13 protein-coding genes are annotated in these 17,526 nt (G+C 44.0%); 4 read left to right on the top strand and 9 right to left on the bottom strand.

Annotated elements, in window-relative coordinates; genetic code table 11:
• Positions 1-47: 47 nt before the first annotated feature.
• The 4 genes from C4S61_RS09455 (at position 48) to metK (ending at position 5,231) form a co-directional block, all read left to right on the top strand.
• On the top strand, positions 48-2,147 hold the full coding sequence (locus C4S61_RS09455; RefSeq protein ID WP_103924552.1) for a HEPN domain-containing protein: 2,100 nt from the start codon (positions 48-50) through the stop codon (positions 2,145-2,147).
• The gene (cobA, locus tag C4S61_RS09450; RefSeq protein ID WP_103924551.1) at positions 2,144-2,917 is read left to right on the top strand and encodes a uroporphyrinogen-III C-methyltransferase; all 774 of its coding nucleotides are present in this window, start codon (positions 2,144-2,146) and stop codon (positions 2,915-2,917) included. The genes C4S61_RS09455 and cobA overlap by 4 nt, the downstream gene beginning before the upstream one ends.
• Positions 2,918-3,079: 162 nt before the next feature.
• A complete protein-coding gene (locus C4S61_RS09445) occupies positions 3,080-3,664 on the top strand; it encodes a precorrin-2 dehydrogenase/sirohydrochlorin ferrochelatase family protein (RefSeq protein ID WP_103924550.1) in 585 nt (194 codons plus the stop codon).
• Positions 3,665-3,977: 313 nt separating this feature from the next.
• The gene (gene metK, locus C4S61_RS09440) at positions 3,978-5,231 is read left to right on the top strand and encodes a methionine adenosyltransferase (protein ID WP_103924549.1); all 1,254 of its coding nucleotides are present in this window, start codon (positions 3,978-3,980) and stop codon (positions 5,229-5,231) included.
• Between the two features lie 147 nt (positions 5,232-5,378).
• Here the strand turns inward: metK and C4S61_RS09435 are convergent, their stop codons facing one another.
• The 9 genes from C4S61_RS09435 to C4S61_RS09395 form a co-directional block, all read right to left on the bottom strand.
• The gene (locus tag C4S61_RS09435; protein WP_103924548.1) at positions 5,379-6,206 is read right to left on the bottom strand and encodes a hypothetical protein; all 828 of its coding nucleotides are present in this window, start codon (positions 6,204-6,206) and stop codon (positions 5,379-5,381) included.
• On the bottom strand, positions 6,199-7,485 hold the full coding sequence (locus tag C4S61_RS09430; protein WP_103924547.1) for a T9SS type A sorting domain-containing protein: 1,287 nt from the start codon (positions 7,483-7,485) through the stop codon (positions 6,199-6,201). Before C4S61_RS09430 ends, C4S61_RS09435 begins: the two co-directional genes overlap by 8 nt.
• A 327-nt stretch (positions 7,486-7,812) precedes the next feature.
• The gene (locus C4S61_RS09425; RefSeq protein ID WP_103924546.1) at positions 7,813-8,754 is read right to left on the bottom strand and encodes a TIM barrel protein; all 942 of its coding nucleotides are present in this window, start codon (positions 8,752-8,754) and stop codon (positions 7,813-7,815) included.
• 88 nt (positions 8,755-8,842) lie between these two features.
• Positions 8,843-10,357: a Gfo/Idh/MocA family protein gene (locus tag C4S61_RS09420; RefSeq protein ID WP_103924545.1), complete on the bottom strand. Its 1,515-nt coding sequence runs from the start codon at positions 10,355-10,357 to the stop codon at positions 8,843-8,845.
• Between the two features lie 356 nt (positions 10,358-10,713).
• Entirely contained in the window at positions 10,714-12,228 is a 1,515-nt protein-coding gene (locus C4S61_RS09415) for a flotillin family protein (protein ID WP_103924544.1), read from the bottom strand.
• Positions 12,229-12,242: 14 nt separating this feature from the next.
• The gene (locus C4S61_RS09410; protein WP_103924543.1) at positions 12,243-12,809 is read right to left on the bottom strand and encodes an NfeD family protein; all 567 of its coding nucleotides are present in this window, start codon (positions 12,807-12,809) and stop codon (positions 12,243-12,245) included.
• 122 nt (positions 12,810-12,931) lie between these two features.
• On the bottom strand, positions 12,932-13,768 hold the full coding sequence (locus tag C4S61_RS09405) for an ATP-binding protein (protein ID WP_103924542.1): 837 nt from the start codon (positions 13,766-13,768) through the stop codon (positions 12,932-12,934).
• Between the two features lies 1 nt (position 13,769).
• Positions 13,770-14,138 carry an ATP-binding protein gene (locus C4S61_RS09400; RefSeq protein ID WP_146064370.1) on the bottom strand — a complete coding sequence of 123 codons (369 nt, stop codon included), beginning with the start codon at positions 14,136-14,138 and terminating at the stop codon, positions 13,770-13,772.
• Between the two features lie 286 nt (positions 14,139-14,424).
• Positions 14,425-17,346, bottom strand: a complete 2,922-nt coding sequence (locus C4S61_RS09395; protein ID WP_103924540.1) for a S9 family peptidase — start codon at positions 17,344-17,346, stop codon at positions 14,425-14,427.
• Positions 17,347-17,526: the final 180 nt, after the last annotated feature.

The following is a 17,526-nucleotide window of genomic DNA, read 5'->3' as shown; positions in this document are numbered from 1 at the left end:
AAATTACTATATATCACTATCCCTTTCGGGAAAAACATATAATAATCATGCAAAGCTTTCGAACTGAACTGGAAAACCCCATTGTAGAAAAGGATATTCTGGAACTGGAGCGCAAAATTGCGCTTTTCCGTGAGGGTAAAATCGACGAGGAAAAGTTCCGCAGTCTCCGGCTTGCCCGTGGAGTCTATGGACAGCGACAGCAAGGGGTGCAAATGATCCGCATCAAGCTTCCTTATGGCCGCGTGACTTCGGCTCAATTGCGTCGAATCTGCAAAGTGTCCGAGGAATATTCCACGGGTAGACTTCACATCACCACACGTCAGGATATCCAGATTCACTACGTGAGCCTGGACCGAACGCCACAATTGTGGGCTGAATTGGAGCGTGATGATGTCACCTTGCGCGAAGCCTGCGGAAATACGGTTCGAAATGTCACAGCATCCGAATTGGCAGGGATTGATCCTAAGGAGCCTTTTGACGTCACGCCCTATGCAGATGCGACATTCCGTTACTTTTTGAGAAATCCGGTTTGCCAGGAGATGGGGCGTAAGTTTAAAATGTCCTTTTCTTCATCCGATGAGGACATTGCCTTGAGTTATTTGCATGATTTGGGCTTCATTCCAAAAGTGAAAATCGTCGGTGGGAGAGAAGTTCGAGGGTTCAAAGTGCTCTTGGGTGGAGGCTTGGGATCCCAGCCCCGCCATGCCGATATGATTTCTGAATTTGTACCCACAGATCAGATTATACCATTCACAGAGGCGGTACTCCGAATCTTTGACCGTCACGGTGAACGGGCCAGAAGAAACAAGGCCAGAATGAAGTTTTTGGTCAAAGATCTTGGTGTTGAGGCCTTTTTGGAATTGGTAGAAAAAGAGCGAAAGGCCTTGCCATTTTCAAGCTTTCCGCTTGATTTTGAGGACTATGAGGCCGGAAAAACGCTTCCAAATCCGGAAAATCCGACCCTCGAAAAAGAACTGGGATTAGACTATGAGCTTTGGAAACTGACTAACGTCCTTCCTCAAAAACAAAAAGGGTATGTGGCCATCGGTGTGAAAGTTTCTTTGGGTGATTTCTACATCGATCAGGCCAGGGCTTTGGCTGATTTGGTCGAAAAATATGCGAATAATGAAGTTCGCTTTACACTCCGACAAAACTTCCTGATCCGGGATGTGCGGGAGGATCTGGTTCCTTTCTTTTATCAAGAACTTCAGAAAATGGGTCTGGCACAGCGCGGGTACAATACCCTTGGGGACATCACTGCCTGCCCGGGTACGGATACTTGTAATCTTGGAATCGCAAGCTCAACCGGGATCGCTGTTGAATTGGAGAAAGTCATTCTCGAAGAATATCCTCAATACCTTCAAAACCGCGATTTGGTCATCAAAATCTCCGGCTGCATGAATGCCTGTGGTCAGCACAATATGGCGCATATCGGGTTTCAGGGTATGTCTATGAAGTCAGGAAAAACCGTCATTCCAGCACTTCAGGTGCTTTTGGGAGGTGGGAATTTGGGTGATGGAAATGGCCGCTTTGCAGATAAAGTAACCAAAGTTCCCAGTCGTCGTGGCCCACAGGCATTGCGGGTTTTACTGGATGACTTTGATAAAAATGCGGGAGGAAAAGACTTCCTCAGTTACTATGACAAGCAAGGGCAGCTGTACTTCTATGAGCTGTTGAAAGAACTCAGCGATGCATCAACTGTGACGGAATCCGATTCAGTGGATTGGGGACATAATGAGGCCTATGAAGTGGCTGTGGGTGTCGGCGAATGTGCCGGAGTCGTGATCGACTTGGTGGCGACATTGCTTTTGGAGGCTTTGGAAAAGTTGGATCAGGGCCAGGAAGCTTTGGAGCAAGGTCGATGGTCAGACAGCATTTACCATCATTATGCAGGATTGATCAATGCGGCCAAAGCACTTCTCCTCAGCGAGGACATCAGCACCAACAGTTACGCAAATATTATTTCGCTTTTCGATGAGAAATTTGTTGAAACTGGAAAAATCAATCTGGAAGGCACTTTCGCTGAGAAAGTTTATCAGATCAATCAGCACGAACCTACCGAAGAATTTGCGAAAGCCTATGCTAAACAGGCGATGGACGTGTATAGCTTATTGAAAACCTACCGTGAGGAGGAAGTGGAGGCATGATAACGAGCATTAATCCCAAAGTCACACTCGTTGGGGCTGGTCCCGGAGATCCTGAGTTGATTACCCTGAAAGCAATCCTGGCATTGAACACTGCTGATGTGGTGCTTTATGATGCATTGATAGACCCTGTTTTATTGAATCATGCGCCTGCCACTGCATTGAAGATCTTTGTTGGGAAACGGGTTGGAAAGCATTCCACTACTCAGGAAGAAACGAATCAACTTTGCGTCGGCTTGGCAAAACGGCATGGTCATGTCGTAAGACTGAAAGGCGGCGATCCGTTTGTCTTTGGACGTGGTGCGGAGGAAATCGAATACATCGAGGCTTTTGGAATACCGACTGCCTGGATTCCTGGGATTTCCTCGGCGATTGCAGTGCCTGGTTCGGCAGGGATTCCCGTGACCAAAAGAGGCATTTCCGAAAGCTTTTGGGTAGTGACAGGTACCACTTCCTCGGGGGAACTTTCCCGGGATTTGGTCTTGGCTGCGCAATCCACTGCAACGGTGGTAATCCTCATGGGCACCAAAAAGCTGGCTGAAATCGTTCAGGTTTACCAGCAAGCTGGAAAATCAGATCTGCCGATTGCAATCATCCAAAGTGGGACAACCAACGAAGAAAAGATCGTGGCAGGTTACATTTCAGATATTGGGAAAAAAGCCAAAGAAGCCCAAACCGAAGCTCCAGCGATTATTATTATTGGAGAAGTGGTAAAGGAAAGTGTGAAATTGGCGGAGGTTTATCGGGAGGTTGTCAAAATAGAGATACGATAGAAATACCATTGAAATAGGCTCCCTACAGTTGCAAAATACGATAGAAATATGCTTGGTCGTGAAATATTTCGTCCGACAAAGGAGGACTTAATTCAACTCTATTTCTACTTTATTTCTTAATAAAATCTTGCTTCTTGTATCTAACTTCTTGCATCTAATAAAATGAACCACCTCTATCCCATTTTCCTGAAAGTTCACGAACTCAATATCCTGTTGGTTGGCGGTGGATTTGTGGCAACTGAGAAGTTGGAATTTCTGCTTAAATCCAGTCCAGAGGCCCAGGTGACCGTTGTTTCCAAAGAATTCAGACCGGAGTTTCTCGAGGTGGCCGGGAAAGCTGAGACGGTTACCTTGATCGAAGATGTGTACCATGAAAAGTATCTCGGAGGAAAGCATCTCGTCATTGGTGCGACAGATAATAAAGCGGTCAACAGACAAATCCGGGATGAGGCCAAAGAACGTTTTCTTTTGGTCAATATTGCCGATACACCTGAATTGTGTGACTTTTATTTGGGAGGAATTGTGACCAAAGGCAACCTTAAAATTGCCATTTCCACCAATGGAAAATCCCCGACTACGGCCAAGCGCCTTCGGCAGCTGCTCGAAGAAGTGCTTCCTGAAGAAATCGACGACCTGCTACTTAATCTGAATGCTTATCGGGATACGCTAAAAGGAGATTTTGAGTTTAAGGTGAAGGCGATGAATGAGATCACGGAGGGACTGGTAAGGAAAGAAACAAGACATTAGAAATAAGACATTAGACACAAAACATTAGAAATAAGACATTAGAAATTAGAGGCTAGACAAAGTGATAATAGTTGTGTTACTTTCTGTTGTGCTGCTTCTCCAGAAGCCGCACTTAGTTAAAAACCCAAAAATCACAGCTGATGTGCGGATTATGTGATTTTTTTCACGTTTTCTGCACATAAAGTGTGATTTTATAGAAAAATAAAAAACAACATTCACTCATTATACACCGGTCTTACTTCATTAATTTTTTATTTCACCCAGTTCCCGTATTTTTGGGCACTATTGAAAAACGAATCTATAACTTAAGTTTATGGCATATTTATTCACCTCAGAGTCAGTGTCTGAGGGTCATCCTGACAAAATCTCTGACCAAATCTCAGATGCGCTGATTGACAATTTTTTGGCCTTCGACCCCAGTTCCAAAGTAGCCTGTGAAACGCTCGTCACCACAGGGCAGGTAATACTGGCAGGAGAAGTGAAGTCAGACGTTTATCTGGACGTGCAGAAAATTGCCCGTGACGTGATCAACCGAATTGGGTACACCAAGAGTGAATACATGTTTGAGGGCAATTCCTGTGGGGTACTTTCAGCGATTCACGAGCAGTCTTCAGACATCAATCAAGGCGTGGAGCGCAAGAATCCGGAAGAGCAGGGCGCCGGTGACCAGGGAATGATGTTTGGCTATGCCACCAACGAAACCGAAAATTACATGCCGCTTGCTCTGGATCTTTCTCACATGATCCTAAAAGAACTGGCTGCACTTCGGAGAGAGAATAAAGATATCACCTACCTCAGACCTGATTCCAAGTCTCAAGTGACCATCGAGTATAGTGATGACAATGTTCCTCAGCGGATTGATGCGATCGTCGTGTCTACGCAGCACGATGACTTTGACGCAGAGGAAGTAATGCTTGCAAAAATCAAATTCGATATCATCAACATTCTTATTCCTCGTGTGAAAGCTCAGTTGAAACCGGAGTTACAAAGGCTTTTCACAGACCAAATCACATATCACATCAATCCAACTGGGAAATTCGTAATCGGAGGTCCTCACGGCGATACCGGTTTGACCGGAAGAAAAATCATCGTGGATACCTACGGTGGAAAAGGCGCTCATGGTGGAGGGGCTTTCTCCGGAAAAGATCCATCCAAAGTGGACCGCTCAGCTGCTTATGCTACGCGCCACATCGCCAAAAACATGGTAGCCGCCGGTGTTGCTGACGAAATCCTTGTTCAGGTTTCTTATGCCATCGGAGTAGCCAGGCCAATGGGTATCTATATCAATACCTACGGCACGGCTAAGGTTGGCTTGAGTGACGGAGAGATTGCCAAAAAAGTGGAGGCGATCTTTGATATGCGACCTTATGCGATCGAGCAGCGATTGAAGCTAAGAAATCCAATCTATGAGGAGACAGCAGCCTATGGCCACATGGGTAGAAAAAACGAAGTGGTGAAAAAGATCTTCACTTCACCCTATCGTGAATCCCTCGTCAAAGAAGTGGAGCTTTTCACTTGGGAAAAGCTTGATTTCGTAGATCAGGTAAAAGAGGCTTTCGGGATTTAAAATCCAAAGTTCTTCAAATACAAAAGCCCCCAAAAAGCATCAAACTTCTTGGGGGCTATTTTTTTAATTGTTCACAGCGCGAATCCGATTTCACAGACGTAGTCCAAGCATTTACAATAATAAATATTTGTGTAAACCCCGTTTCAGTTAATTGCTACCGAAACGATAACTTATACCAAACTGTACCGCCAAGTTTCTGTATCGAATTTCATCATCAATTTGATAGGATAAAGACGCTGCAAGTGTATCGGTCCAATATCCATGAGGATGATCAGACCGAAGATAGTTAGTCGCCAGATTCAGGTTTAGCTTTGGTGAGATAGGATAGACAATTTTAGCTTCGAGGCCATAGGCAAATTCCTTGAGATTAGTAGGTACTGGTCCATCTACGGGAAAAGGTCTTCTATAAATTTCCGTAGTTTCAGAGATTTGAAAAAACCATGAGTAAAAGGGGAACTCAAGATTGTTGATCCCTACGAGGGCAGATATCCTTACATCCACTCGATGAATTGGTAGTCGATAGCCTAATCCCATATAAAATAGATTAGCACGATAAGGATCACTTTCTAGCCTACCGGGAATGTCAAATTCATTCCCATTCAGATCCAATTGAGTTTTAAAATTGGCATCATAAAAGATTTGTTGAGGACGGGTATCGATGGAATGTTGCGTTTGAAGGTAATTGAAACTGACAAACAATGATGGTGTTGCATGAAAAGTCAGGTTCATCCCCAAACTATAGCCGATTTCTGCTTGTCCTCCTTCATTTTTGAGGAAACCCTGAAATCTTATTGGATTTGATCCGGGAGGAGTTGGTTCCAAAGAGGGAGCTATGGATACTGCTGAGAAATTACCAACTGGAACGGCCAATCCACCGGATAAACCCAATTCAAGTTTTTCCAATAGTTTTTCTTGTGAAAAAACTTCTTTATTGAGGATCAGGAGGAATATTAGGGATAGAAAAAATTTATTCATTTTTCACCAATCTAGATTCCAGTACACTTTCACCTTTGACCCTCACAATTACTAAGTATTCCCCTTTGGGTAAATCAGTAATATCCATAATCTCATTCCCTGAAATCTGGGCAAAAGATTTTTTCCTTTCTGTAGAGAGCGAAATTATTTCGACATCCAAAGCACCTTGATATTCAGTTTTTATACTTAAGGCGGAGTTGCTTGGATTAGGATACAATAAAATGTTTCCAAAATTATAGTAGGTTACATTCCTGATGGCTAAGGTGTCATTGGAAGCATTTCTGGCATATATCCTAAAGGTCAAGATATTTCCAGCTTGCATGGTGAAGTGCATCTGATTGGTATGTGCCCAATAGGTGAGATTTCCCTGATATCTTTCCCATACAAAATTATTTACGCCTGACATGGAAAGGTAAGTGGACACATTTCCAGTCGGGACTTGATTGCCGTTTCCAAGGACATGATTGGATGGTGTAGAAGTTGTGTAATTTCCGGAAATAGTAATATTTGGTACTGATAGGGTAATAGTTTGTGTTTTGGAGGAAACTCCCGAGCATCCTGTCAAAATTACCTTCAAAGTGACATTTCCGTAGGAATCTCCTCTGACGGTTACAGAAGCACCATTGGTAGCCGAAGTAAAGGAGACAATTCCAGTACTTCCAATAATGCTCCATTGATAACTTACACCAGATTTCGAGGGCAATGAAATTGTTTTAGTCTGATCCTTTGGGATAACAGCGGAAGGGGCTAGCTTTCCTATAAACGCATAATATTTATCAGGTTCTGATTTGGTTGCGTAGTTCAATTCATACCATGTTGAATCGAATTCATGCCCAACAACTGGACTACCTGTGCCATACTTCGAAATGAATTTAGGGTTAAATGTCGTTGTCCTGTCTCTTACTAGCGAATGAGGACCTGGATCTGCCCCGAATACTTGGGTAATTACATCTACGTTCGATAAACTTTGATCACAAACCTGAATGTATTGATTTGAATTTTTAAAATAATTTTGGTCAGGCCCACCCCCAGAGTGAGTATATTGAGAAGCAACAGTTATGCTACCGGGATTAGAAATACCCCAATTAGGAACAGAATTCAGTCCTCCCTCCATGTAGGCTGCTGCGAAGCCATGGCAATTAAAATCTCCGCAATTAGTCGAAAGTCGCTTTGTACCATATTGCGACCCTATTTTCCAGAAACCATTGTCTCCGCATGTTTGACCATTGGCTTGAATTACCAACAGGAGAGAAAAGCAGATTAAAAAAAAACTCCTCATAATTTTAAAATTTCCTCAAATTACAATATCCCTTCTGAGAATGCAAGTGATTCACTAATTATTATTGAATGCTTTTTATTTCTCTAAATCCCCACAGGAATGAGTAATTTGTCTGATTTAAAAAGTGGGAAAACATTGGTATCGATAAATGGAAAAATCCTTAAAAAATTCAAATAAGGCTCATGAAGGCATTGGTTGAACGTGTCAAACTGGATCAGTAATGGAAGTCTTTCTGAAAATGAATAGGCCTAAATAGTTGAGATTGACCCTAGATCCTAACCCTTAAAAATCAGAGGCTCCTGCTGATTGAGGAGCCTCCTTGAATTTTTAAGCATTGGAAAGTGTCCGTCGGATCATATCCAGATTGACTCGGATTTCTTCGATACTTTCCCATTCTCGATCTTGATCCCCATGTTCGATTCCCACATAGCCGTTGAACTTGTGACCAACCACGATTTTCATCATTCGCTCATAGTCCAAAGGATGCTCTTTCCCCATATCATCCCAAACTTTTGGTTTTAAGCTCACACCTTTTGCCATTGGCATCAGTTCATCTACACCCCGATAGGAATCGTAGCTGGAAATTTTGTCGCCTTCTCGAAGCAAGACAAAATTTCCAAAATCCGGAAGTGTTCCTGCTCTTGGATGAGCTGTTTCTTTGATCAATTCTGCCAGCCACTTTCCGTTGCTTGAGAATCCTCCATGGTTTTCCACGATTACATCGATGTCAAAGTCATTGGCAAACTGACAGATTCTTCTCAAGGTAGAGCTGCATACATCGATGGCCTGCTTTTCCACTTTGGGATCAGTACTATATGGAACAGCAGTGTAGGCATTTACTCTAATGGCATGGCAACCTAAAAACTTGGCAGCTTCTACCCACTTTTTGTGTTTTTCCACGGTTTCCGCTCGCTCCGCAGAGGTGGCAGCCCCGAGTTGTCCTTCACCATCGATCATGATGAGCACGGAAGTCACGCCTTCGCCGTCCGCACGGGTTTTCATTTCCTGGAGATAGGCCGTGTCAGTCGCTTTGTCTTTGAAAAACTGATTCACATACTCTACTGCATCGATTCCATGTTTTTTAGCCTCGATGGCAAAGTCCAGATGATTCATTTTTCCTGCAAAAAGTGGTCGATTAAGTGACCATTCGGCAAGGGAAATTTTGAATAGATCCGCCTTTTTCATGTTAAATGAAAATTGGGGAAGCCCAAAGCCCACTGCCGCGGTGGCAAGGCCGGCTGATTTGATAAAGTTTCTTCGGTTTGTCATTGGAAAAAGGTTAATAAGTTAAGTTATTGGTTTATTTGGTATTAGTATTTGTCTGATTTGGGCACTGCAAACTGAGACTGTCAACTTCCTAAAGTTCCCATCCGCTTCGATACACACGAGTCAGGAAAGAATTTGCCTCGTCATCATTGGTGATCTTTAGTAGATTTGGGTCAAAATCCACTTTTTTGTTTGCGCGTAATGCCACTGCGCCAAGATTAATTGTATCAGTGATAGTTTGAGCTCGGATAAAACTTCCTGGGGTTTGTCTTCGCTCAAGCATGGCATCTATCCACAGATCGGTTTTCCGATCCACTTCACGGGAGTTGATTTTTTCCGATTCTGGTCGGATCGCCATTTTGCTTTCCGGTAATAGAACTGGGTTTTCTCCTCGGAATCCACCCAAGATTTTTCCTTTGGATCCTACGATGAGCAATCCTTCCTCAGGAGTGTCTTTTCCGTCTATTTCCAATTCTTCGCAAGCGAAAGGCTTCATTCCGCCGTCATACCAGAAAAGCTCGAAAGCCGGTAGATATTCCTGTTCCGGAAATTTCCACTTGATGGTACAGCTGGCCGGAAATGCCACGTCGTTTTTCACCCACTGATAAACCTGATCAATTTCTTCCCGGGAAGTCGTGCCAAATGCTCTCGCTGAGATCGGCGATCGATTGATCCCCAGTGTCTCAAATAGGGGAAACAAACTGTAATGCCCCATATCAGCCACCGAACCACCGCCGAATTCATACCAGCCACGGAAGACATTGTGGGTGTAGTTTTTATGATAGGGCATATCGGGTACCGGTCCGAGCCAAAGTTCCCAGTTGAACCCATCGGGAATCGGCTGAACTTCTGTGGGTCGCTTAGTCCATTGTTGCCAAACGGGGCGATAGGACCAATTGTGGATTTCCTGTAAATTACCAATTAGTCCTTCATCCATCCAGGCTTTGATCTGACGATATTCAGGCCGATCGGACCATGCTAAAAGATGAGTGATCATTCCGGTTTCTTTGGCTTTTTCAATGACTTTTCTCCCCTCCACTAATCGGTTTGATATGGGCTTATGCGTCACCACCTGTATTTTGCGATCCATTGCTGCCAAAGCAATTGAAGCATGGGTATGATCAGGGGTCATGATCTTGACTGCATCGATTCCCTTCTCTTTTGCGAAAAGCTCCCGATAGTCTTCGTAGCTCGTACAGCCTTTGTACTTTCCGGAAGGTTTGCTCTTGGCGTAATACTTTTCTACATATTCCTGTCCGATATCTCTCCCTCCGGGAATTCCCGGTTTGCCTTCCCACCAGGTCGGATCACCCAATACTTCACGGATGTCATTTCGGATTCCGTTAGCTGACCAATCGATATAGTCGGTGGAGAATTTATTGGCATCGCAAACAGCGACAACCCGAACTTTTGGATTTTGGAGTAAACTTCCCATTTCCCGTAATCCCTGTGTTCCGCAGCCGATATTGGCGACAGCCAGCTGATCTGAAGGTGGGATGTGGCCTGTACCGGCAATGACATGAGACGGGACTATGGTAATGGAAGCAGCTATGGTGGCCGCCGAACCTAGAAATTCTCTTCTGTTGATTTTTGGAGTTTGGGTCATTTTTGTTAATCGTATTGAAAGTCAATAATTTACAAAAAGGATGAGTTATTCAAAAGAAAATTTTTCTCCAGACTATTTTCTGAAAATTTTCATAAGTAAATAGCTGGTACATTGGGAAAAAGTAGGTCCTTTCCAAATGGACTTCTTTCTGTTAGAACTTTCCAATAGGCAATCAAAAAAATTGAAATTGGGATAAAAATATGTGTCAGTCTGAGCGGAGTCGAGGACCTTTCGACTCCGCTCAAACTGACCACTATCTAACGTTAAAAGTGAATTTCTAGCTCTTCATTTCTGTAAGCTATAAGAGTTAATATCACGAAGAATTACATCGGGTAGTCTTGGCCACCTCAACGTAATCATTCGCCTCCTTCTTCCTTTTTAGGCTTTTTAGGAGCTTCTTTTTTCTCATCCTCTCCCTTGAGATAAGTAGGGAGGTTAAGACCCGCCATATTGAAGAGGTCATTGAGGGGCGGTACGGTCTTCATCATGCCGGAGACAAAATTGGCGGTGGAGTTATTGCCGTTTTCGCTTTGTCCGGAATCCCAAACTGTTATTTTATCGATTTTGATATTTTTGACAGCTTCTACCTGAGTTTTCACCAACTCAGGTAGTTTCTCAATGAGCAACAACTGGAAGGCTTTGGTCGGATCACCACCTGCGGCAGCGACTACATCGCGATAACCTTCTGCCTGTTTGGTCAGGATTTCGAAGAGACCTTTCGCTTCCGCTTCCATTTTGGCGTAGATCGCATCCGCTTCCCCTTTTGCCTGTTCACGGATTCGTTCAGCTTCAGCTTGTGCTTCGATGATAGCCCGTTGTTTGGCGATTTCAGCAGGCACAACGATGTTTGCGTTTTGGGTGGATCGCTCCCGCTCGGCACGGGCTGTTTCTGCTTTTTGCTCGGCGAGGTAGGCTTCTTCCAAAGCTTTCGCTTGCTGTACCTTTTCGGAAGCCAAAGCGATTCTCAAGGCTTCCGCTTCTTTTTCTCTTCGCAATGCATCCGACTGGGCAATGGAAATCTTGGCTTCGTTTTCCCCTTTGATCGCGATGGCATTGGCTTCAGAGGTTTTGACTCGGGTGTCTCGTTGAGCTTCCGCTTTACCGATGCTTTCGTCTTTTTGGGCTTCGGCGATGCTGACTTCCCGGTCTTTCAGGGTGATGGCGATTTTCACATCGCGATCCCGTTGAGTGTCGGCGATTTGCACGTCTTTCTCCCGATCGGCTATGGCTTTACCGGTTTCACCGATTTTTTCCTGTTCGGCAACCGAGATCTTCGCTTCGTTGATTGCTTTTGCGGCAGCTTCTTTACCCAAAGCTTCGATGTAGCCTGACTCGTCCTTGATATCGGTGACGTTGACGTTGATGAGTTTTAAACCGATCTTTTTCAATTCGGAATCCACATTTTTGGAGATATTTTCCAGGAACTTATCCCGATCCGAGTTGATTTCCTCGATGGTCATCGTGGCAATGACCAATCGAAGCTGTCCGAAAAGTATGTCTTTGGCCAATTCCTGAATTTGCTCGTGTACTAGACCCAAAAGTCTTTCAGCGGCAGTATTCATGGTGTCAGATTCGGTGGAAATGGCAATCGTGAATCGACAAGGTACGTCCACCCGGATATTCTGACGGGAGAGCGCATTGGTCAGATTGGCTTCGATCGAGATCGGCTTGAGATCCAGGTAAGCATAGTCCTGAATGACTGGCCAGATAAATGCACCACCGCCGTGGATACACTTGGCAGATGTGCCGCCGGTCTTACCATAAACGACAAGGATTTTGTCCGAAGGGCAGCGCTTGTAGCGAGAAACTAAAGCGATGATGGTGACGAAGACAACGAAGGCCCCCGCCAGAATTAAAATTAAAGGATCCATAAAAGTAGTTGAGGTTAGATTTTTTCGACAATTAAGAGGTTTCCTCCTTCGACTCCGATCACTTTGATCGACGCGCCGGTCTCGATTCGGTCACCGGAGGTGATTGCGCTTAGTTCTTTTTGAGAGCCTTTGACGCTGATGGAGATTTTGCCCGCTGCACTTTTGTGAGCCGGAATAGAAAGGTAGACTGTACCGGTTTTCTGCAGGGCATGTTCCAGCTTGAAGCTGTTGTCTTCTGCAAGTTTTTGGATTTGCTTGATGATGAAAAAGAAAATCCAAACAAAGCCAATCCCCACCAAGGTGGCGATTATGATCAAAAGGAAATAATTGGGAATGGAATAATAGAAAGTGATTCCCGTCCAGCTAAAGCCCAATAGAAAATTGATGAGGTTTCTTAGGGTAAAGAGTTGCATTGGAGCATCTACCCCCTCTAAGTTTCCATCAAAGTCGGCGTTGATGCCAGACGGGGAATCCGACCCGATAAAGGTCATGATGGTCTGCAGCAGGAAAATAAAGGAAACGGGCAATGCGATATACCAAAGCGCCCGGAGCGAGGGTTCCATTTCGGCTAAAAATTCCATAGGAGGTGAAGCTGTTAAATGGTTTAAGTTTTACAACGAACAATATCTTTATTTTTTCCAGAAATCAATAATCCGGGAAAATCAATTTTTAAAATTCCTGTAAAAAAATCCCAAATATACTTTTAGTCATTCGTTTCTAGCATCCATTTCCAAACAGGGATCATTTCGATTAGAATGCCTTGTGCTTCCCAAGTAGCGGATTCATCAAGTGTAAGGATAAGCCCCCGTTTGGCTCCGGTGTAGGCGCAGGTTTTAAGGAGACCTTTGATTTCTCTGTCTTTTGTTTGCAGCTGCTCCATGGACCAAGTCACTTGGATTGGCAATGGATTTTCACCTTCCCTTATCACTACGAAATCACATTCATGAGACTGATCGGAATAATAGAAAATATGCTGCTGATACATCGAGCCATATAGCCGATAAAGGTGGAGGAAAAAAGTATTTTCTAAGAGGGTCCCCTTTGCCTCGGTAGAGCCTATCAAAGCTCTGAGTAGGCCATTGTCCAGCCAATAGATTTTCTTGTCAGACTTTTCCGATTTGCTGCTTGAATTATCAAAACGTCTGATCCGTTTGAACAGAAAGGCATCTTCGGCATGGTTCATTACTTCGTAAAGTGTATTTAAACCTACTGCATATCCCATGGATTTAAGTTGATTGAAAAACCGCCTTACGGAAATGGGTTGGGCTATACTGCTGGCTGCCAACCGAAATAAAGCTCGTAAATACTGAAAGTTGGAAAGTTGGTGGTATTCTAGGATGTCACGGAGTAGCATTGTATTGTAGTACTCCTGCAAATAAGCGACATGCAGTGCTTGGTCCTCCAATCCGATCAGTTCAGGATACCCGCCTTGATTAAGGAATTTTTGGAAAAAAGCTTCCGTTACGCTTTTCTCGGGACCATAAAGTATGGGCTGATGACCCTGAAACCTGCAAAACTCCCGAAAAGAGAGCGGAAGCATTTCAACGGCTACTTCTACCTCTCAGAACGGTATTTACTTCAGTATGCAAAAGCCGGCTGTTACATCCTGTAAAGCATATTTTTTTGGTCAGTGTTTCATTGATCCGGTTGAGAAATTTTTCCCATCCCGGTGCTGCCTGCACTTCATCAAAGAAGAAAAAACAATCCTCCAATTGTACTGAAGGATGGAGTTCTTTCCAAGCTTGGAGGATCAGGTCCAGCTGTTCGGGTAAGAAGTGAACCCGTTCATCTTCAAAATTGAAATAAACCAAGCGATCCGATTTCACTCCCAGATTTTCGGTGAGTTCTTGCATATATAGCTGCATGGCAGATGTTTTGCCAACTCGGCGTGGACCTAGTAGGACTTGCATTTTAGGCAGATCGCTATAAAGCTTCTTGTCTCTGGGAAGCAAACCCAAATTTATTTTCCGGAGTGAATTCTCTATCAATATGTCTTTGAGCAATTCTTTCTTCTCACAAAAACAGGGAAAAATATTTCTAAAAAAACAAAAAGTACCAAAATATATTTTATAAAAAGACAACTAAATAAAAAATGTCGCTTTAAAAAAAGCCAATAATGAACCAACATCCGGGGATTTTTTAAAAATCTTTAAATTTTGGAATACACCCGAAATCCGAAATCACAAATCTGACTTTCTAGAAAGCTCTTTCCTCCAAGTGTTCACCCAGCTTCAGTCTTGGAACACCCTTGCTTATCCAGTCGGGTGCAGGTAATCCTTTAAGATGGTGATCGAAGAATTCCATCATCCGCACACTATAGTCTTTTCGGTTCTCCAATTTTCCTAGGCCGTGATTTTCTCCGAGATACTGAACCATGATGACCGGCTTTTTCAATCTTCTTAGTGCATTGTAATATTCCACACCTTGGGTAAAGTCCACTGCGCCATCTTTGTCATTGTGCAGCATGAGGAGTGGTGTTTGCACATTTTTTACATGGTAGATTGGGCTGTTTCGTTCGTAAGCATCCCAGTTTTCCCAAGGGCCTCCTAAAAACCTTCCTTGAGAGGCTTCAAAGATCGACATATTTCCACCTCCGGAATTCCAGTAAATCAAATCATACATGGAGATCATATTCGTCAAGGGTGCACCTGCTGCTGCTGCTTTAAACCGGGTGGTTTGTGTGATCAGAAAGGAAGTCTGATATCCACCCCAACTGTGACCGTGAAGTCCCATCTTGTTTTCGTCGATCACACCGGTTTTGATCGCTGCGTCAACTGCCGGAAGTACTGCCCAAACGGCTGACATCCCCGGATCGTCCATTTTGTACACGATATCCGGAATCAAAACTGCATAGCCATTGCTGGTGTACATGCTTGGACTCCAACCTGTGCCGTTATAGCCGGGGTTGGACCAGTTGTGCAGGGTTTGGGAAAGCTTTTCGTAGTAATAGACCACCGTAGGGTATTTCTGACCTGCGACGTAATTGGCCGGTAGAAACAATGCAGCCTGAAGCGAATCGCCTTTGGTTGTCACATAATCCACCAATTTCACCCCCGTAGACCAAGCATAGTTGGAGGCATCGGGCGCATTTTCGGTCACTTTCTTGCCGTTTGCCAAGGTGGCATCAGTCAGGTAAACTTGAGTAGGCTCGTTGAATTTCTCTTTGGTGTAAGTGAAGACACCTGACTTTTTAGCTTTTGCAATTCCGCCAATGTTAGCATCTTCCCAAATGAGCATCGCTGGTCCAGTTGCCAAGCCGGCTTTCGCTGGAGAAAGTGTGGCTACGCCGCTTTTCTTGGTGCTTTCACCATAGGTACGGATGTAGACTGTTTTGCTCAGGTCGATTCCTTTCTCCTCGGGATCAAGCATGAATCGATATTGATAGCGGATTTTATCTTTTTTTCCGTTTTGAGTGAGGTTGATCGGACTTTCTTTGGCGGACATCGGGATTTGCCAGATGTCCCAACCGTCACGAACCAGCACATATTTGCTGTCACTGCTCCAACCCAAAGGATTCTGAAGGGGATCTTTTACATTGTGATCATCTTCGGTATTGATCATAGAGACAGGAAGCTTTTCTGTGATGTTGGTGTGGGTTTTGGTTAGGATATCATAAACATGGAAATGTCCGTCTTTTCCATAAAGCAGCTTTTTGCCATCGGTGGATGGTCGCGGCATCGATGCAAAGGATGGCATGTAGAAGTTTTCGAAAAGCGGGGTTATCGTTCCAGTTTTTAAGTCCACCAAGAAGAAATCCTGATAGTTTTGACCGTTTAAGTTGATGTCCAACTCATATTTTTGACGATCAGAACCCAAAGCAAAATGCTGGTAAGGGAGGATATTCAGATCACGCATCGAACTATCTTGAAGCGCGATGTGCTTTTTGGCAACGACATCATACATGGCCCAAAAGCTGTAGTTTTTGTCCATGTTTTCCATCACCTGCTGACGGGATTGGAGGCGGTCGTCTTGCCAGTGCCAGATGGTCATTTCAGGCTTTTTTGCCTCGTTTGACTTTTTGCCATTTACTTTGCCGGAATCGAGTTTAGCGATTGCTTTCTGAAGATCAGCAATGGACTTGATGGTGGTGTCTGCCATTATTTTGGCAATTTTTACCGATTCAGCTGTGGCTAGTGAATCTTTGTTTTCTTCCTTTTTCGGGCTTTCTTTTTCTGCCAAAACCAAGGGATGAATTCCGTAGAAAAGACGGGTCAAATCCTCTGACCACATGGGACGTCGGTTTTGGCTGATGGTATATTTCTGATCAAAACCTGTCGAATCTTTTGCAGGTTCGTAAAGAATAACCTGAGGATTGTTGAGATTTTTCACCCCAAGCAAAATGCCGTGATCCTGCTTGTATTTTTTGTCCTTTTTCATCTTCAGGGCTGCAAAGGCATCGCCCTTCTCCGTCCAGTTGAGGCTTTGATAACCCGCTTCATCGGAATCCAGGACTTGGATGGAATTAGTTGAAAGTGTCAAAAGGTACAAGCCGTTTCCTTGTGAATTGGCTGCATCTACAGAATAGGCCAAGTGTGTTCCGGCTTTGTTTGCTGAATGCTCACGGACATTTCCGAGGTTTTGGGATTTGCCTGAGTTCAGATGGTAGATCAGGACATCGGAGCCTTTTTGCTCTCCGTTTCCTTCCTTGGGCAAGTTGATTAGGAGATGTGATGCAGCGTCATTATTGAAGCTAAAGCCGCCCACGCCTTCAAAGGTCTTTTTGTCATCCGTGCCAAGTTTGATCAAGTGTAGTTTTTCCTTCAGTGGTTTGCCTTTTGCCTTTTCATTAGCTTCTTTCTCTTTGAACTTGGGATATTCTTTGAAGGCAATCCATTGGCTGTTTTCACTGAATTCGAAACTTGGATACGTGGTGTTTCCGATTGGAAAGGTTTTTTTGCTTTCCGGATCGGACACTTTTTGAAGAATCAATTCGCCGTCTGCTTCGATTCCGATCAGGGCATAAGCCATCCACTGTCCGTCAGGAGAGAGTTTGAAGGCACTGTTGGGCATGTATTTCCAGGTGGCGACGTCCTTCCAGGACATGGGTTTGGTCTCCTGCGCTAGCGCAAAAGTTGCGGTCAGGCAGAGGAGCCAAACCAGGAGAAGGTATTTTCTCATGGGGTGATTTTAATTGAAAGTTCGGATTTGAGTTGATAATGGACAAAGAGAAAAGCTCATCATGATTATTGAAAATGAAAAATAACAGATTTTTTGCGGAGCAGGTAAAAAAGTATTTCTGTGGCAAAAAATAAATGCAATGAAATGCTTTTCATTTTTTTTATTTAATTTACCTAACTT

Origin of the sequence: Algoriphagus boritolerans DSM 17298 = JCM 18970 (assembly GCF_900108085.1) — a bacterium.
GTDB classification, from domain to species: Bacteria; Bacteroidota; Bacteroidia; order Cytophagales; family Cyclobacteriaceae; genus Algoriphagus; species Algoriphagus boritolerans.
The sequence above is the reverse complement of the archived record's forward strand: the minus strand, read 5'-3'. Positions and strand labels throughout refer to the sequence as shown.

Excerpts from the sequence above, each read along its gene's own strand:
- C4S61_RS09455 (WP_103924552.1), top strand. The coding sequence starts at position 48 with ATGCAAAGCTTTCGAACTGAACTGGAAAACCCCATTGTAGAAAAGGAT.
- cobA (WP_103924551.1), top strand. The coding sequence starts at position 2,144 with ATGATAACGAGCATTAATCCCAAAGTCACACTCGTTGGGGCTGGTCCC.
- C4S61_RS09445 (WP_103924550.1), top strand. The coding sequence starts at position 3,080 with ATGAACCACCTCTATCCCATTTTCCTGAAAGTTCACGAACTCAATATC.
- metK (WP_103924549.1), top strand. The coding sequence starts at position 3,978 with ATGGCATATTTATTCACCTCAGAGTCAGTGTCTGAGGGTCATCCTGAC.
- C4S61_RS09435 (WP_103924548.1), bottom strand. The coding sequence starts at position 6,206 with ATGAATAAATTTTTTCTATCCCTAATATTCCTCCTGATCCTCAATAAA.
- C4S61_RS09430 (WP_103924547.1), bottom strand. The coding sequence starts at position 7,485 with ATGAGGAGTTTTTTTTTAATCTGCTTTTCTCTCCTGTTGGTAATTCAA.
- C4S61_RS09425 (WP_103924546.1), bottom strand. The coding sequence starts at position 8,754 with ATGACAAACCGAAGAAACTTTATCAAATCAGCCGGCCTTGCCACCGCG.
- C4S61_RS09420 (WP_103924545.1), bottom strand. The coding sequence starts at position 10,357 with ATGACCCAAACTCCAAAAATCAACAGAAGAGAATTTCTAGGTTCGGCG.
- C4S61_RS09415 (WP_103924544.1), bottom strand. The coding sequence starts at position 12,228 with ATGGATCCTTTAATTTTAATTCTGGCGGGGGCCTTCGTTGTCTTCGTC.
- C4S61_RS09410 (WP_103924543.1), bottom strand. The coding sequence starts at position 12,809 with ATGGAATTTTTAGCCGAAATGGAACCCTCGCTCCGGGCGCTTTGGTAT.
- C4S61_RS09405 (WP_103924542.1), bottom strand. The coding sequence starts at position 13,768 with ATGCTTCCGCTCTCTTTTCGGGAGTTTTGCAGGTTTCAGGGTCATCAG.
- C4S61_RS09400 (WP_146064370.1), bottom strand. The coding sequence starts at position 14,138 with ATGCAAGTCCTACTAGGTCCACGCCGAGTTGGCAAAACATCTGCCATG.
- C4S61_RS09395 (WP_103924540.1), bottom strand. The coding sequence starts at position 17,346 with ATGAGAAAATACCTTCTCCTGGTTTGGCTCCTCTGCCTGACCGCAACT.